The following is a 17053-nucleotide window of genomic DNA, read 5'->3' on the forward strand; positions in this document are numbered from 1 at the left end:
TCGTATCGTCGATCTAATATATCGCAGTGCGATGTATAGCGCTTCGATATAAGGTGGTTGTATGGATGCCCATATCAGGAAAGTCTATATCCCGATGACCGAAACCGGTTTCTACATTCTCCTTTGCCTTCAACAGGAAATGCACGGGTACAGCGTCGTGCAGAAAGTGAAGGCCCTGACGGGTGGGGAAGTGTTGCTCAGTCCGGGCACCATGTACGGCAGTCTTTCCAAAATGGAGAAGGATGGATTGATTCGTTTCATCAGGGAAGAGGAGAAACGGAAAATCTACGTGATCACCGAATTGGGAAATGAAGTCCTAGAGAAGGAGAAGGAGCGGATTGCTCGACTCTATCGGACCATGAGGGAGGTACAGGTATGAAAGATCGGAAACGGGAGTTCAGGATTTTTACCATTGTCGAGTATGAAAAGGAACAGGAGTACCTGCGCGAGCGACATAACAACGGTTGGAAGCTGGTGCATCTTACCTTTCCCGGTTTCTATCTGTTTGAGGCGTGTGAACCGGAGGATGTGGTCTATCAACTGGATTACCACAAGGAGGGGCTCGGATCCCAAGCCTCCTATGTGCAGATGTTCAAGGATTGTGGATGGGAGTATCTGTTCGACTTCATGGGATACAGCTATGTCAGAAAGAGTATGGCGACGATGCAAGGTGAAGAGGAAATTTTCAGTGATGATTCGTCCCGTCTCGACTTCATCGACCGTGTGTTCAAAGGCCGGATGATACCGCTGCTCATCCTGTTTCTGTTGGTCATTCTCCCGCAAACCATCCTGCAAGGCAGCTTCTCCGGTTCGCATTTCAACCATGTTTTGTTTTTCCTCTACCTGGTGTTGCTCGTCCTGTACATTTCCATCATCATCCGGTTTGCCGTGCAATATCATACATTGAAACATCGAACATAGGCTATGGTATGCAGTGAATGCGTGCTCAATGCCCAGCTCTTGGGGAAAACTTTCGCTAAAAATGTCGGAAAAGTGCAAGAGCCTCCCTGCATAATACCCTTCTACTTGCCCTATGCTGAAAAAGCGAGGATGGAGTGTGTATGGTAGGAAAAACTGGCAGCAAGCAACTGATGAGGGAAATCAAGCGACATAGATCGGTCTATGCACTGTTGGTGATTCCCCTTGTCTATTACATAACATTCAAATATGTCCCCATCTTCAATGGACAGATTGCATTCAAGGATTACATGGCTTTGGATGGGGTGCTTGGCAGTCGTTGGATCGGGCTGCAACATTTCAGGACATTCATCAAATCGTATTATTTTGTGGAATTGCTTCGCAATACCCTGATGTACAGTATCGGGAAGCTGGTGTTCAGCCTTCCTTTGGCTATTGTACTGGCGATCGCCCTGTATGAAAGCAACCGCCCGCATTTGCGCAAGGTGGTGCAGACGCTTGCCTATCTTCCCCACTTTCTTTCCTGGGTCATCATGTATGGAATCCTGTTGGCTTTGCTCGCCCCAGGGGATGGCATCCTCAACGACATCATCAAAGCCTTCGGAGGAAAAGGGCTTGATTTCCTTACCAATACCAGTGCGTTCCCCTGGATCGTCATTTTCAGCGATGCCTGGAAGGAAATAGGATGGAGTGCCATCATATTCATCGCGGCGTTGATGGGTATCGATCCTTCGCTGTTCGAGGCTGCACTGGTGGAAGGGGCGAATTCCTGGCAACGGGTCCGGTACATCACCCTGCCTTCCATACGTCCTGTGATAGTCATCGTGGTGTTACTTCGTCTCGGGACCATTCTGGATGCAGGATTCAATCAGATTTTCATGCTTTACTCGACACCGGTGCTCTCGGTTGCCGACATCATCGATACCTGGGTCTACCGTCAAGGCCTGCTGGAATTCCAGTTTGGGCTTGCCACCGCCGTCGGTTTGTTCAAGGGGGTTATCGGCATGTTCCTGATCCTTGCTTCCAACCGATTGGTCAAACGCTTCGGCGGCAACTCGTTGTACTAGGAGGACGGGCATGAAAGCGCAAAAGAGAGCAAGTCGTTATACCTCGGTCGCAGTCAAGCCGACTGCTGCAGACCATGGTTTCAACCTTCTGGTGGATATATTTTTGGTGGCATTGCTGGTGATCATCGCCGTCCCGCTTTGGAGCACGATCACCTTGTCGTTCCGTCCGAATGATTATATCGGAAACAATCTCGAAGGAATGTTCCTTGTACCTTGGAAATGGTCCGGTTCCGCCTACAAGGCATTGTTGGGTAATGCGGGTTTCATTCTTGCCTTCTCCAACAGCATCAAGATTTTGATCGGAGGCGTGGCAACCGCTTTGTTGCTGACCATCCCGCTGGCCTATGTCCTTTCCATACCGAGTTTGCCGGGAAGACGATACCTGAATTTGTTGATCATCATTCCCTACGTATTCAATGTCGGAATGATCCCCACTTACCTGTTGGTCACCAATCTCGGTCTGATCGACAAGTTGGTTGCGGTTTTTCTTCCCGGAGCTGTCAGTACCTACAATTGCTTGATCATGCGTTCCTTCTTCGAGGGTATTCCCAATGAGTTGAAGGAATCTGCACGGATAGATGGGGCTTCGGAGATCCAGGTGTTGCTTTTGATCATCCTGCCGCTCTCGAAAGCCATCATCATGACCATCGGTTTGTTCTATGGAGTCGCTTTCTGGAACGACTTCTTCCATGCAATGCTCTACCTCAACAGCAACCAGCTGCAACCGCTTCCAATTCTGCTGCGCAATATTCTGATGGCCAGTGGCATGAACGAATATGTGGAAGTGAATGCCTTCGGTGATGCTCCGATTGCAGCCATCAAAGCCGCTTCGGTATTCATGAGCGCCATCCCGATGGTCATTGCCTATCCGTTCATCCAGAAGTATTTCACCAAGGGGACTCTGCTGGGAAGCGTCAAAGGCTGAACCTGCTTCCCGGTATGATTCGTACATATTCGGTATCGGTAATTCCTAAGGAGGATTTGTTATGAAAAGACAGGTATCTGTATGCATCGCATTGATCGCGTTGCTTTCTCTTGTCTCCCTGCCGGTTTTCAGCCAGGGAACTTCTGAGCCGGCGAAGGCCGCCGGTCCTACGACCATCGAATTATGGTATGGCGCTGCCATCACTGAAGCCGGACCTCCGCCGTCCGACTGGGTTGGATTTCAGATCATCAAGGACAAGTTGAACATCGACCTCAAGCTGACGGCGCTTCCTTCCAATGAAAGCGATCAGGATGTGAAGATCCAAGCAGCCGCTGCTGCCAACAATCTGCCTGACCTGTTCATGGTTCGCCGCGATGTCCTGACCCGTTTGGTTCCCCAGGGCTTGGTTGCCCCGGTTGACGACATGTATGCAAAGATGCCGATCAGAACGGCAAACCACTATGATGCAGTCAGCCAGAACCATGCAAAATTCAGCGGGAAGTCATATGGCCTTGCCGATCCCGGTTCCATCATCAAGAATGAGGGACTTCTGATCCGCAAGGACTGGTTGGACAAGCTTGGATTGAAGGTGCCTACGACCACTGATGAACTGATGAATGTCATGCGTGCTTTCACCTTCAAGGATCCGGACGGAAACGGAAAGGATGACACCTACGGATATGGTGCGTTCCAGGAGATCAACAACTTCGAGGCATGGCCCGGCCGCCGTCTCGAACCGATTTTCGGAGCCTTCGGAGCCGATGGAACATGGGATATGACTGCTGCGGGTGCTGGGTTGGTCGTGCTCAAGCCGGAATTCTATGATGCCATGGCGTATCTGAAGCAGATGGTCGACGAAGGGGTCATCGACCCCAACTGGCTTGCCTATAAAAAGGACGACTTCCGTGCAGCATGGAAGCAGGGCCGGTTCGGCATTATGCGTGAACAGAATGCCGCATTCGCTGCCGAAGCAAACTATGCACCGTTTGACAAGAACTTCCCCAACGGCCAGTGGATTGTCATCGATCCTCCGAAGGGCCCGACCGGAAAGGCTTCCATCGGTCCGTATACGGCAAACTTCCGCATTTATGCCATCAGCGCCAAGGCCGCCAAGGAAGGCAAGAAAGACAAAATTGCCCAGCTGATGGAATGGATGGCTTCCGATGAGGGGTACTATCTGCTTGGTTGGGGCGTCGAAGGGGTGAACTACACCAAGGATGCCAATGGCGTTCCCGTTGCGGCGAACCTGCCCAATCCTGATCTGGCCTTCAGTGCTCCCGGCGGTCAGACGGTTACCCAGCTGCGCAACATGGTATTCTACAATGGTGACATCGAGCTGTATGCCCGGTATCCGAAATATACCACCGCTACCAGCAAGAAACAGATGTCCGCCCTTGAAGTCATGCGTACCATGCAGACCAAGCAGTGGACTCCCTCCATCGGTTCGGATACGCTGCCGATTCCCAATGCCGACCTGAAGCGTTTCTATGAACAAGGTCTGAGTGAGTTCATCACCGGCAAACGGACCCTTACCAAAGACAACTGGAACAAGTGGCTCGACGAGTTCAAGAAACTCGGCGGCCAGGAATGGAATGACAAGGGCGTAGCCTTTGCCAAGGAGAACAACCTGCTCAACTAGCAGGTACTGCCAACAATTCCGGCCATCTCTTGCAGGATGGCCGGTTTGATTCAGATAATAGGATGTATAGCATGATGGACTGGGGTGAACACCTCTCATTGGCAATGGCCGAAAGCGTAGTCGCACGATACAAGCCCTCTCAGATGCGTTGGCATTACGAGCATGGGCTGGTGATCCACAGCTGTTTGCTGGTCGCCCAAGTGTATGACTTGCCGCAAATGGCTCAATGGGCATACTCGATGTATGATCCGATGATCTCCCAGGATGGTCACATTTCCACCTATCGTATGGGGGAATACAATCTGGACCAGATTAATGCGGGCAGGAATCTCTTTGCCCTGTATGACCAGACTAAGGAACAGCGGTTTCTGCTCGCAGCTAAGCTGCTCAAGCAACAATTGCAAAGCCAACCCAGGACGCTCTCAGGGGTATTCTGGCACAAGGAAATCTATCCATGGCAGATTTGGTTGGACGGGGTGTACATGCAAGGACCGTTCAATGCCCAATACTGCAGGCTCAGCGGGGATGTTTCCGGATTTGATGACATTGTGCAACAGGTGATCACGGTATTCCAGCTGTTGCGCGATCCGAAAACCGGATTGCTCTACCATGCCTATGATGAATCACGCGGCCAACGATGGTCTGACCTTGAAACCGGGCTTTCCCCCCACTTCTGGGGGAGGGCGATCGGTTGGTACTGCATGGCCATTCTGGATATCCTCGATTACCTTCCTGCCGCCCATCCGAAGCGGGATGAGTTGGGACGTATCCTCTGTACGGTACTTGATGCACTGCTTTTGTTCCAGCATGCGGGGGGTATGTGGTATCAGGTGGTGGACAAGGCTGCAGAGCAGGGCAACTATCTGGAGACTTCCTGTACCGCCATGTATGCATTCAGCCTGCTGAAAGCAGTCCGTACCCAAGTTGCCGACAATATGCAGTATCGAGTACAGGCGCTTAAGGCGATCGAGGGCATCAAGAGCACCTATCTGCGAAAGGATGCAAAAGGGCATCTGCATCTTGGAGGGATCTGCAGTGTTGCAGGGCTCGGAGGCAATCCCTATCGTGATGGATCATTACAGTACTACTTCTATGAACCTGTCGTGGAGGATGATTTCAAAGGAGTGGGACCCTTCATTCTGGCGTGCTTGGAAGCCGAACAAATACCCCGATGATCCCCGGTTTTGTGCTCCAAGAACCCCTTGCTGTATAGTCGGGGGTTTTTTGTTGCCTTCGCTTGCAGATGATTTGGGCAGTCTGGGATGGTAGACAAGAAATATTACTTGGGGCCATCATGGTCGTTTGTGTCATAAAGTACGATTTTATAATAGTTTGTAAGGAACGTCATTCTGTGTTTGATAATTTCTTTGTTTGACAAGGCTACAGGGTGAATGTAGAATGAATGCACACAGACTCTTTGTGAAATAACACAAAATAGGAGAGAATGGAATGAAGAAACTGACTGTTGTGCTTTGTATCTTCCTGTTGCTCGGAACAATGGCGTTTGCCCAGGGCACCCAGGAAGGCGCTGCGAAGAAGAGCAATTTGCGCGTCGGAATGGTTACCGATTCTGGTACGATTGATGATAAATCCTTCAACCAAGGAACATGGGAAGGTATCTTGAGAGCGAGTAAGGACTACGGTCTGGACGTCAAGTATCTCAAGCCCTCCGGGACCACCGAAGCTGATTACCTTAAGGAAATCGGTAACCTCGTTGATGCAGGTTACAACTTCGTCGTACTCCCCGGTTTCAAGTTCGAGTCGGCTCTCTTTGCTGCTCAGGACAAATATCCCAAGGTAAAGTTCGTCATTCTCGATGGGGAACCGCACAGCGCCGACTACTCGGTGTTCAGGATCGAGCCGAACGTAGTTGCTGTCTATTATGCCGAGCATGAGTCCGGCTTCCTCGCCGGTTTCGCCGCTGCCTTGCAGATCAAGGAAGGCGATTTCGGTTTCGTCGGTGGAATGGAGATTCCCGCTGTCCAGAAGTTCAACTGGGGCTTCCAACAGGGTGTCAAGTATGCAAATGCAAACTTCGGTACCAAGATTGTCATGAAGCAGGAAAACAACCTCTACCAGGGATCATTTGACAATGTCAGTGCAGGCCAGCAGATTGCTGCTTCCATGTATGACCGTGGCGTCGATGTTATTTTCGCCGCTGCCGGTGGTGTCGGTGTCGGTGTCATCAACGAAGCCAAGAACCGTGCAGCAGCCGGTCAGAAAGTATGGGTCATCGGTGTTGACGTAAACCAGTATCCTGAAGGCCTCATGCCCAATGGCAAGTCAATCATTCTCACCAGTGCCATGAAGTACCTCGACCGTGCCTCCTATGACATGATCCAGGCTGAACTCAATGGTTCCTTCCCTGCCGGAAAGATTCTTACCTTCACCGCAGCCAATGATGGCGTCGGTATCCCGGTGGAGAACCCCAACCTCGACAAGGCGGTGACCGATGAAGTTACCAAGGTGTTCGCAAAGATGAAGAGTGGGGAAATCAAGGTCGTTGCAGCCGGCGACGGTCTGTTCAAGTAAACACTTGCTTGATGCTGTATCATCAAGGGCCACCATGTATCGGTGGCCCTTCTGTGCTACTTACGGCTACCATCAAAGTACACGCCTAGCGTGTCCTCATAGGGAGTTCACCGATGAGTCATGTTATTGAAATGTTGAACATTCGCAAGGAGTTTCCCGGTATCGTCGCAAACGATGATGTCACCTTGCAAGTGGAACAGGGGGAAATCCACGCCATCCTCGGTGAGAACGGTGCAGGAAAGTCCACCCTGATGAGTATTCTCTTCGGCCTGTATCATGCAGACAAAGGGCAGATCAAGGTCAGGGGAAAGGAAGTGCATATCCATAGTCCCAACGATGCCAATGATCTGGGTATCGGAATGGTGCACCAACACTTCCAGTTGGTTCATAATTTTACGGTTACGGAAAATATCATTCTTGGAAAGGAAGGCCATTTCTTCCTCGACCGCAAAAGCGCCTCCAAGAAGATCAAGACCCTCTCGGAAAAATATGGGTTGAATATTGATCCGGATATGGTCATTGAGGATATAACGGTAGGAATGCAACAACGGGTGGAGATTCTAAAAATGCTCTACCGTGATGCGGAAATTCTCATTTTCGATGAACCTACCGCAGTGCTGACGCCGCAGGAGATCGATGATTTGATGCAGATCATGCGTAATCTTGTAGCTGAAGGGAAATCGGTGATTCTCATCACCCACAAATTGAATGAAATCAAAGCGGTTGCAGACCGTTGTACGATCATCCGTCGAGGGAAATTGATCGGAGTGGTTGATGTCCAGACCACTTCCGCATCCAAGATGGCGTCCATGATGGTGGGCCGACCGGTCAACTTCAAGGTCGACAAGAAACCTGCCCAAGTAGGCAGGGTGATCCTGGATATCCATGACCTTCGGGTCATGAACAACAAGAAAGTCCTTGGGGTGAAGGATTTTTCTTTGTTCGTGAAGGCCGGGGAGATCGTAGGAATCGCCGGGGTCGACGGCAATGGGCAGACTGAACTGATCGAGGCCATTACCGGGTTGCGGGGTGTCGAGGGCGGCACGATCATTCTTGATGGGAATGACATAACGCATGCCGATATCAGAAGACGCAATGAGATCGGTCTGGGCCATATTCCCGAGGACCGGCAGAAGCGAGGGTTGGTGCTCTCCTCCTCCTTGTTCAACAATGTGGCGGTAAAGGAGTTCTACCATAGTCCGTTCAGCAAGAATGGAATCCTCAACGCCCAGTATTTGACTGAATATGCCCAAAAGGTCGTCGAGCAGTTCGATGTCCGAAGCGGCGAGGGGATCTATTCGTTGGCAGGGAAGCTGTCAGGGGGAAACCAACAGAAGTTGATCGTAGGACGCGAGGTCGTAGGATCTCCCCAGTTGTTGATCGCCGTCCAACCGACACGCGGTCTGGATGTCGGTGCCATCGAGTACATCCACTCCCAGTTGGTGGCTCACCGGGACAAAGGACATGCCGTCCTCTTGGTTTCTTTTGAGTTGGATGAGATCTTCAATCTCTCGGATCGTATCGCCGTCATGAACAGCGGAGAGTTGATTGATGTGGTAAAGACCAGCGAGACCAATGAGGAAGAAGTCGGTCTGATGATGGCGGGAGTGAAGCGCAAGGATGGTGATCGATGAAGACCATGAAGACTCGTGATTTACATAGCAATGCCTTTTTGGTTGCCGTCAGTGCGGTGGTCCTGGGGCTGATAGCAGGAGCTGTTCTGATGGCTTCCATCGGCAACAACCCCTTCATGGGGTTCTGGTATCTGTTCCGGGGCGGCTTGATGAACATCGAGCGTATCGGCAATACCTTGGCTACCGCCACCACGTTGATGCTCGTGGGGCTCTCGGTGGCCTTCGCCTTCAAGACGGGATTGTTCAATATCGGAGCCTCCGGGCAGATGTTGATCGGAGGGCTGTGTGCAACATTGGTCGCACACAAGGTGTTCCTCCCTCGTCCGTTGTTTCTGGTTGTCTTGATCGGCAGCGCATTGCTGGGTGGAGCACTTTGGGGGGTAATCCCCGGCTTCTTGAAAGCCAAGTTCAACGTGCATGAGGTTGTGGCTACCATCATGATGAACTGGATCGCCTATTGGTCGATCTACTACATCGTTCCAGCATATCTCAAAGGACCGTCCTTGGAGACCGAAAGCGCAAGTATTGCAGTTTCCCAGTCACTCAGGACGCCTTGGTTGACGCATCTATTCAATGATTCCTATATGAACCTTGGCTTTTTCATAGCCATTCTGTCCGTCATCGTGATCAAACTCATTCTGGATAAGACCACCCTCGGATTCGGTCTGAAAGCAGTGGGAGCCAACCGGTTCTGCGCCGAGTATGCGGGGATCAAGGTGAATCGGAATGTGGTCATTTCCATGATGATAGCAGGAGCGCTTGCCGGGCTTGCCGGCCTAACGTTCTACACCGGATATTCGAGGAACATGCAGATCGGCGTCATGCCGTCCCAAGGATTCGACGGGATCGCCGTCGCCTTGTTGGGTGCCAGCAACCCGCTTGGGGTACTGTTCAGCTCCTTGTTCTTCGGCGTGCTGCAATCAGGAAAAGGGTTCATGAATGCCATGACGAGTGTTCCTCCCGAGATTGCCGATACCATCATTTCGGTCATCATCTACTTCACCGCCACCAGTGTACTGTTCAAGCGATTCTGGGATGCCATACTCAAGCATCGATATGAGCGGCAACGAAACAGAGCCAGCCGGAACACGGCTGCCGAGCAGAAGGAGGAACAGTAATATGTGGGGAACTTTGGTCAGTATTTTCCCGTATGCCATAGCCTACACGATTCCGCTGTTGATGACCTCCTTGGGAGGCTTGTACAGTGAACGGAGCGGTGTCACCAACCTTGGATTGGAAGGTTTGATGCTCGTCGGATATTTCGCCAGTGCCATTACGATCAAAATGACGCAGGCTGCTTTGGGGGTGAACGCTTTGCCACTGGGGTTGCTGGCTGCTGTTGTTGCAGGAGCGGTATTCAGTCTTCTGCATGCCTTTGCCTCGATCAACCTCAAGGCTGATCAGGTCATCAGTGGTACTGCAATCAATATGCTTGCTTCCGCCTTGACGGTATATCTCGCCAGAACCATCAGCGGAAGCGGAAACGTCCGCATCCTGATGGGCATTGTCCGCAAGAATGTTCCCGGTCTTTCCCATATCCCGATCCTCGGCCCGTTGTTCTTCAGCCAAACCTACTGGACGACATGGCTTTGTCTTGCCATCTGGGCTCTTTCCTGGGTCCTGCTGTACAAGACCAGCTTCGGTTTGCGTCTGCGGGCTTGCGGTGAGCATCCATCCGCCGTTGCATCAGCTGGTGTGAACGTCCATAAAATGCGCTATTTCGGCGTGGTCATGAGTGGCGCTTTGGCTGGTTTGGGCGGTTCGGTCATCTTGATCACCTACTCAGGGGAATTCAACGGTACGGTCGCCGGTTTGGGATTCTTGGCCATCGCCGCATTGATATTCGGACAATGGAAACCCCTGGGGATCCTGGGAGCAACGTTTTTCTTCGGTATTGCAACCACGATCGCAAACGTAAGTCAGGTCATCCCGTCCTTGAAAGTCATACCTCCGGTATATTTCAAGATATTCCCCTATGTGGCCACGTTGCTGGCCTTGGTGCTTTTCTCAAAGAATTCGGCGGCGCCGAAAGCTTCGGGAGAACCGTTCTAGAGCCTACGCTCATCAATGGAGGAACGCATGGAAAATCTCATGGATAAGATGCAGGAAGCTGCAATGTATATCACCTCACGGATCGGAAACGAACCGGTTGCCATCGGTATGATACTCGGCAGCGGACTGGGAGGATTGGCCGATGAACTGGAGGACGCGGTGGCGATCTCCTACAAGGACATCCCCTTCTTCCCTGTCTCGACGGTCTTCGGCCATAAGGGTCGGTTGGTGGTCGGCATGCTGGAAGGCAAGCGGGTCATGTGCATGCAAGGCCGCTTCCATTACTATGAAGGGTATGGAATGGATCAGGTGGTATTTCCCATCCAGGTGATGCATGCCCTCGGTATTGAGCAGCTTTTGGTCACCAATGCAGCCGGAGGTGTGAATACCTCCTACCAGCCTGGGGACCTGATGTTGATCACCGATCATATCAAGCTGATCGCTGACAGCCCGATGCGTGGGCCGAATTATGAGGAACTGGGTGAACGTTTCTTCGATATGACCAGTGCCTACAACAAGGAGCTTTCCGCGTTGGCTCGGCTGGAAGCAGAGCGTCTTGGCTTGTCCCTGCAGGAAGGGACCTATATGTATTTCGCCGGGCCTTCCTACGAGACTCCTGCAGAAATCAGGGCCGCCCGGGCCCTGGGAGCCGATGCTGTGGGTATGTCAACCGTTCCCGAGGCTATCGCCGCCAGTCATATGCGGATGAAGGTGTTGGGTATCAGCTGCATCACCAATATGGCTGCAGGAATACTCGACCAGCCGCTGAACCATAAGGAAGTAATGGAGACAGGTGATCGGGTGAAGGAAGCCTTCACCACCTTGGTGCGCAGCGTTACCCAGCATTGGCCTGTATGAAACCGGAAGTCTTGATTGCACAGTTGGGCCTGGAACCGCTTGCAGGGGAAGGTGGATACTTTCGCAGGGTGCATACCTTCTGTGATGGAGAGCATGCCCTGGGAAGTTCCATTTATTATTTGATCACCGAGCAGTCCTTCTCTTCCTTGCATTATCTGCTTACCGATGAGGTTTGGTATTTTCTGGAAGGATCGGATATCGAGCAATTGGTGCTTCACCCTGATGGCAGCCATAGCCTGACGGTACTGGGGCATGCAAGTGCCGGCAAGCCTACGATTACAGTGGTAGGCGGCGGGTGCTGGCAGGCAACCAAGCTGCTGAAGCCGGAGGGATGGGCTTTGTGTGCGACCACCATGTGCCCTCCTTATGAAGATGGGGGATATCGGCAGGGGACCAAGGATCTCATCGACCTCTACCCCGGATGTCCCCGATTGTCTGAATTTCTTGGAGAGGAGGCGTGATGCAAACCGTTTTGGTCAGCGGTGGTACCAGTACCTTGGGCAAAGAGATTTGCACCCAATTTGTACATGAGGGTGCAATCGTCTACTGTGGATATTCCGCTTCTAAAGAAAAGGCTGAATATGTTGCATCGCAACTTGGACCCTCCCTGCGCCCCTTGCATTTGGATGTTCAGGATCAACGTGATATTGAACAGGCCTTTTGTGTGATCGAGAATCTGGATGTGCTGGTGAACAACAGCGGATTGTTCAGCGTGCACGCCCCATCTGAGCTGGCAATCGAGGAATGGGAACGGATTTTCGATATCAACGTCACTGGAATGTTCCGTTTGACCAAGCAAGCGTTGCCGTTGCTGCGGCAGAGCCGGGGTTGCATCATCAATATTGCCAGCATCAATGCCCTGCATCCCGGCTTCGGGGGAACTGCGCACTATGATGCCTCCAAAGGGGCCGTTCTTTCCTTCACCAGAAGTTTGGCGAAGGAATTGGCTCCGGAAGTTCGGGTTAATGCAGTAGCCCCGGGATTGCTCAAGGCCCCTTATCTGGATGAACACAACCCAATTCGGTCCGCATACGAGAACAGGGCCTTGCTCAAACGTCTGGTCGATCCGGCTGAGGTGGCTTCTGCGGTAGGCTTTCTTACCCGGTGCAAAGCGATGACCGCAGAGGTGATCACCATCGACTGCGGATATCTGATGGGGTGACTATGAAACTCTTGTGCATTGCCGATGAATCCGATCCGTTGGTTTATTCAAAGAATATCGCGTCACGGTATGCCGATGTTGATGCTATCATTGCCGCCGGTGATCTTCCCCTTAAGTATTATGAATTCATCATTTCCTGTTTGAACAAACCCTTGTTCTTCGTATTCGGCAATCATAATCTGGAATTTCTCTACCAATTCACATCAAATGCACAACCGATTATGCAATATGGGTATACCGACGGGAAGATGCAGGTGTTGCCTGCTTTCGGCGGTGACTATGTGGATGGGAAGGTGCTGTATAACCGAAAGCTGGACCTGATCGTAGCAGGTCTGGGTGGGTCGATGCGTTATAATAAAGGTAAACACCAATTCACTGAACGGGAGATGTACTGGCGGATGCTCAGGATGACACCGCGCCTGCTTTTCAATAGATTGGTGCATGGTCGGTATGTTGATATCCTGGTAACCCATGCAGCCCCCTTGGGGCTGGGGGATGATACAGATCGGTGCCACCAAGGATTTTCCACCTTCCTGACCTTCATGCAATGGTTCAAGCCCCGATATCTGCTGCATGGGCATATTCATTTGCATGATATGAATGCCAATCGACAGTATGTATTCAAGCAGACCCAGGTGATTAACGTCTTCCAAAGTTATATACTGCAGGACCCGTTGTTGGGGAAGGGGGGAGCTCATGGGAAAACTCGGCGCTGATTTGTTCTCCCAGACGAATGAGGACTTTGAGAAGGCGCGTTCACGTGGGAGAATGCAGTCGTTGCTCAGCAGTCTGGCTTGGAAGAATTCCGATCTCTTGAGTTTTTATGCAGTCACGGAGTTGCTCAAACCAAAGAATGAAACCTATTTGGGGATGCGCACGATTCCGGTCAAGCAGATCATCGGCAGTGAGGGGCGTTACCAGGATTTCTCCATGGCATTTTATCCAAAGAAGGAACTGTTGCGTAGCCGTTGGCGGAGTATAGACCGGGCAACGAAGGAATATGTGATCCTGCCGCCGATCTCGGTGTACAAGTTGGGGCAGTGGTATTTTGTCCGGGATGGAAACCATCGGGTTTCGGTGGCGAAAACCCAGGGTGTGGAGTTCATCGATGCGGAGGTGGTGGAGCTGGACAGCCAGATTCCGCTTGAAGCAGGCTTGACGATGAAACAGCTGCGGCGACGGGTCATTGAGTATGAACGGGAGCGTTTCCTGGCCCAGTACCATCCGGCCTATCTGCCGATGGACGAGATCATCTTCACTTCTCCAGGTTCGTATCCGGAGATGGTGAACCATATTTTGGTCCACAAGTACTATCTCAATGAAGGCAAGGACGAGGAGTTGAGTTTTGAGGAAGGGGCACGATCTTGGTACGAGAAGGTATATCATCCGATCATCGAGGAGGTGCGTCGTTCCAAGCTGCTCGCTTCGTTTCCCGGTAACACCGAGGCGGACCTGTACATGTGGATTGTCCGCCATTGGGACAACTTGAAACATATGAGCGGCAGTCAGGAGGTAAGCATCGAAAGTGCAGCCAACGACTACAAGATCCGCTATGGGAAAGGCAGGATGGAACGCTGGCTCAACCGGTTGCGGAATTTCTTTTCCAAAGAATAAGAGAAGGGGAAGTGCATGCTGCACTTCCCCTCGTTGATTCATTCCTGGATGTAGGCACTCAGGATATCGGCGTAGGCCTCCATCTCTTTGCCCAGGCGATCACTCGGTCTGATCGCGCCCTCCTTGCCCGCCAGATGGACGATGCCGCTTACCGGTTGGTCGCAATAATCGAGTTCATCATGGACACCGAAAGGGATGTGGAGCATTCCCATCGACTGTGCCCAGTAGATCATGGCCGTCAGGGTATGGGCTCCCTCGCAGGTGGAGTTTGAGCAACTGGTGAAACAGGCGAAAAACTTTGTTTCCAAGCTTTTGTCCTTGCTCAAGGGAAGTGTCGTGTCAAGGAAGGTCTTCATTTCCGCTGATATGTTGCCGAATCTGGTGGGGCTCCCCAGGATGATCATGTCGCTCTTGAGTAATGTCGGCGTTCCGATGATCGGAAGCGCAAGGATATCTTCATAGAAATCATTGGTTGTCTCTTGGGTGTTCGCCCAAATATGCAGGTCCGGGTCTTCAACCCGATATAGGCGTGCATCGACATTTCGGGCGGCCAACAGTTCCTTCAGATAGGAGCCGATGATGTAGCAATTCCCGCTTACGCTATGAATGATGATGGAACAACGCTTCATGTGTGGACCTCGCTTCTGTAGTTCTTACTTCAATAATACTACACAAACCCCAATTCGTGGGAAAAAGCACAAATCTCAGCACCAGGCGCTGTACAATCCTTCGCGTTCGTCAACGAACACCCGAGTTCCATACACCTGGGAAAGCAGTTCTTCGGTGAGCATCTCGTGTTTCGGGCCATCGGCGATAATGCGTCCATTCTGCATGACGACGATACGGTTGATGGCGGGAATGATTTCGCTCAATTCATGGGTTGCAAGCACGATGGTTTTCCCTTCCAAGTCGAGCTGCTCCAAGGTGGACCGGTACTGATGACGGCTGGGAAAGTCAAGGTTAGAGACCGCTTCATCCAAGAGCATGACATCCGGATTGTGGATGGAGGCCCTGCAAAGCAGGATCCTACGGGCCTCTCCGCTGGAAAGGCGGTTCATCTGTTTATCCCTCAGGTGCCAGACCCCGTAGCGTTCCATGATCACCTGGACCTGTTGTTTTTGTTCTTCCGTAACTTGGTGGTGGAAGTCCAGACCGATGGAACTGAAGAACCCCGAAATGGCGATCTCCCAGGCTTTGTAACTGGAATTGCACAGGTATTGCAGTGATTGGGAAACGATGCCCAGATGCTGGCGGAGACTCAGCACCTCCCAGCGGTCTTTGCCGAACAGGATGCGTTTTGTTTGCTCGGAATACAAAGGATGGATCTCTTCGCTGATGACCTGCATCAGTGTACTTTTTCCCGCTCCATTGGGGCCTATGATTGCAACATGTTCGTTTTGGTAGAGGGAGAGACTGACATCGTTGAGGATCGGGTTTCCCATCCTTCTGACGGTGGCATGCTCAAGCTGAATGATACGCTGGGCCATAAAAATCCTCCACCGGGACTATAGCACAGTGGAGGATTCTTGCCAAACACAAAGTATTATGCGTAGGAAACGAGGGCTGCACTCTCATCAGGATAATGGTCCATCACCTTGCTTTCAAGTGTGGTCAGGGTAACCAAGACCAAGGCGACGGCCAAATCGGTCTGTCCATTCTGGAGCGCCTCACAAAGGTATGAGTAATTTTTCGAACGTTTTTCCATCTGGTTTGCCGTAAATTTGATGGTATTCATGACGCTGTCCAGAAGGGGTGAGAGATTGTCGTAGATGCTGGAGAGGATCTGGTTGCCATTGGCGAAGACCAACGTCCTGTGGAACTCGGCTTCCGCTTTCTGGAAATCCAGAAGTCCGCTTGCATCCTTCTGGTAGATTAGGGGGACGGCGGCTTCCATCCTGTTGCTGGCATTCCAAAGCTGGGCAAGGTAATCATCGCGATTGACCAGTCGGGAAAAACCCCGCGCAGCACTTGTGGCAACGGTGATACGGACCTGCATCAGGTTGCGCATGAGTTTTGCCGGGCTTATTTTGCTGTTGACGATGCTGGTGGAAATGGATTCCACATACTGGTCAAGGCTGTTGCTGCGGACTTGGGCTTTTCTGCCTTGCGAAATAACAACCAGGCCTTTTGCTTCCAAAAGCTTGAGGGCTTCGCGAATCGGTCTACTTGATGTGTTGAATTGGTTTGCAAGTATCTGCTGGGAAGGAAGGAAGGATCCGCTTTTCAGGCGGTTGTCCAAGATCATTTCTTCCAAAGTGGCAGCGACTCTTGCTGATTTAGTTTGCGAAACATATTCCATTTCTTTTTCCTATGTGAACGAAGAATCGTAATTTTAAAGATGTCATACGTACTAAGTTTGACTATGTAAATAATATATAATATTTAGTAATTATTTGCAATACTAGGATATCAAAAGTATTATTGATGTCATCAGTTGGTTTTCTTGTAAGAAGTTAGTAAATAAATTAAAACTTTGGACATAGGATTTATTCACTTCTTTCTTTCTTTGTACATGCATAGCAAGAGGTCCCCTGCACAGCAAAGGACCTCTTGGATGAATAAAAATCTTCAGCTTATGGTTTGACTGCCTTGAAATGGATCAACCCTTCCAAGACTCCTTCGGAAGCCGGTTTGGTTGCAAAGAAACGGTTC

At 51.2% G+C, this 17053-nt stretch carries 18 protein-coding genes; 15 read left to right on the forward strand and 3 right to left on the reverse strand.

What is annotated here, in order from left to right; all coding sequences use genetic code 11:
- Positions 1–61 precede the first annotated feature (61 nt).
- The 15 genes from AB7C91_RS00665 to AB7C91_RS00735 all read left to right on the forward strand — a co-directional run bounded on the left by AB7C91_RS00665 (position 62) and on the right by AB7C91_RS00735 (position 14401).
- Positions 62–379 carry a PadR family transcriptional regulator gene (locus tag AB7C91_RS00665; protein WP_332446487.1) on the forward strand — a complete coding sequence of 106 codons (318 nt, stop codon included), beginning with the start codon at positions 62–64 and terminating at the stop codon, positions 377–379.
- On the forward strand, positions 376–921 hold the full coding sequence (locus tag AB7C91_RS00670) for a DUF2812 domain-containing protein (protein ID WP_428588465.1): 546 nt from the start codon (positions 376–378) through the stop codon (positions 919–921). Before AB7C91_RS00665 ends, AB7C91_RS00670 begins: the two co-directional genes overlap by 4 nt.
- A 140-nt stretch (positions 922–1061) precedes the next feature.
- On the forward strand, positions 1062–1985 hold the full coding sequence (locus AB7C91_RS00675) for an ABC transporter permease (RefSeq protein WP_332446489.1): 924 nt from the start codon (positions 1062–1064) through the stop codon (positions 1983–1985).
- Positions 1986–1995: 10 nt separating this feature from the next.
- Entirely contained in the window at positions 1996–2910 is a 915-nt protein-coding gene (locus AB7C91_RS00680) for a carbohydrate ABC transporter permease (protein WP_332446490.1), read from the forward strand.
- Between the two features lie 61 nt (positions 2911–2971).
- Positions 2972–4549, forward strand: coding sequence for an extracellular solute-binding protein (locus AB7C91_RS00685; RefSeq protein ID WP_332446491.1), 1578 nt, complete (start codon positions 2972–2974; stop codon positions 4547–4549).
- Positions 4550–4620: 71 nt separating this feature from the next.
- Positions 4621–5724: a glycoside hydrolase family 88/105 protein gene (locus AB7C91_RS00690; protein WP_332446492.1), complete on the forward strand. Its 1104-nt coding sequence runs from the start codon at positions 4621–4623 to the stop codon at positions 5722–5724.
- Positions 5725–5998: 274 nt separating this feature from the next.
- The gene (locus AB7C91_RS00695) at positions 5999–7081 is read left to right on the forward strand and encodes a BMP family lipoprotein (RefSeq protein WP_428588470.1); all 1083 of its coding nucleotides are present in this window, start codon (positions 5999–6001) and stop codon (positions 7079–7081) included.
- A gap of 113 nt (positions 7082–7194) precedes the next feature.
- Positions 7195–8715 (forward strand): ABC transporter ATP-binding protein, encoded by a 1521-nt coding sequence (locus AB7C91_RS00700; RefSeq protein WP_332446493.1) that lies wholly within the window; start codon positions 7195–7197, stop codon positions 8713–8715.
- Positions 8712–9833, forward strand: a complete 1122-nt coding sequence (locus tag AB7C91_RS00705; RefSeq protein ID WP_332446494.1) for an ABC transporter permease — start codon at positions 8712–8714, stop codon at positions 9831–9833. Before AB7C91_RS00700 ends, AB7C91_RS00705 begins: the two co-directional genes overlap by 4 nt.
- A 1-nt stretch (position 9834) precedes the next feature.
- Positions 9835–10767 (forward strand): ABC transporter permease, encoded by a 933-nt coding sequence (locus tag AB7C91_RS00710; RefSeq protein ID WP_332446495.1) that lies wholly within the window; start codon positions 9835–9837, stop codon positions 10765–10767.
- A 27-nt stretch (positions 10768–10794) separates the two neighbouring features.
- Entirely contained in the window at positions 10795–11625 is an 831-nt protein-coding gene (locus AB7C91_RS00715; protein WP_332446496.1) for a purine-nucleoside phosphorylase, read from the forward strand.
- Entirely contained in the window at positions 11622–12086 is a 465-nt protein-coding gene (locus tag AB7C91_RS00720; RefSeq protein ID WP_428588476.1) for a cupin domain-containing protein, read from the forward strand. The genes AB7C91_RS00715 and AB7C91_RS00720 overlap by 4 nt, the downstream gene beginning before the upstream one ends.
- Positions 12086–12787, forward strand: a complete 702-nt coding sequence (locus tag AB7C91_RS00725) for an SDR family NAD(P)-dependent oxidoreductase (protein ID WP_332446498.1) — start codon at positions 12086–12088, stop codon at positions 12785–12787. Before AB7C91_RS00720 ends, AB7C91_RS00725 begins: the two co-directional genes overlap by 1 nt.
- Positions 12788–12789: 2 nt before the next feature.
- On the forward strand, positions 12790–13503 hold the full coding sequence (locus AB7C91_RS00730) for a metallophosphoesterase (protein WP_332446499.1): 714 nt from the start codon (positions 12790–12792) through the stop codon (positions 13501–13503).
- Positions 13484–14401 carry a transcriptional regulator gene (locus AB7C91_RS00735; protein ID WP_332446500.1) on the forward strand — a complete coding sequence of 306 codons (918 nt, stop codon included), beginning with the start codon at positions 13484–13486 and terminating at the stop codon, positions 14399–14401. The genes AB7C91_RS00730 and AB7C91_RS00735 overlap by 20 nt, the downstream gene beginning before the upstream one ends.
- Positions 14402–14439: 38 nt before the next feature.
- Here the strand turns inward: AB7C91_RS00735 and AB7C91_RS00740 are convergent, their stop codons facing one another.
- From AB7C91_RS00740 to AB7C91_RS00750, 3 genes are all read right to left on the reverse strand, one after another.
- Positions 14440–15030, reverse strand: a complete 591-nt coding sequence (locus AB7C91_RS00740) for a flavodoxin family protein (protein WP_332446501.1) — start codon at positions 15028–15030, stop codon at positions 14440–14442.
- Between the two features lie 75 nt (positions 15031–15105).
- Entirely contained in the window at positions 15106–15888 is a 783-nt protein-coding gene (locus tag AB7C91_RS00745; RefSeq protein ID WP_332446502.1) for an ABC transporter ATP-binding protein, read from the reverse strand.
- A 56-nt stretch (positions 15889–15944) separates the two neighbouring features.
- Positions 15945–16700: a FadR/GntR family transcriptional regulator gene (locus AB7C91_RS00750; RefSeq protein WP_332446503.1), complete on the reverse strand. Its 756-nt coding sequence runs from the start codon at positions 16698–16700 to the stop codon at positions 15945–15947.
- Positions 16701–17053 lie beyond the last annotated feature (353 nt).

The organism is Sphaerochaeta sp., from assembly GCF_050256055.1.
GTDB lineage: Bacteria > Spirochaetota > Spirochaetia > Sphaerochaetales > Sphaerochaetaceae > Sphaerochaeta.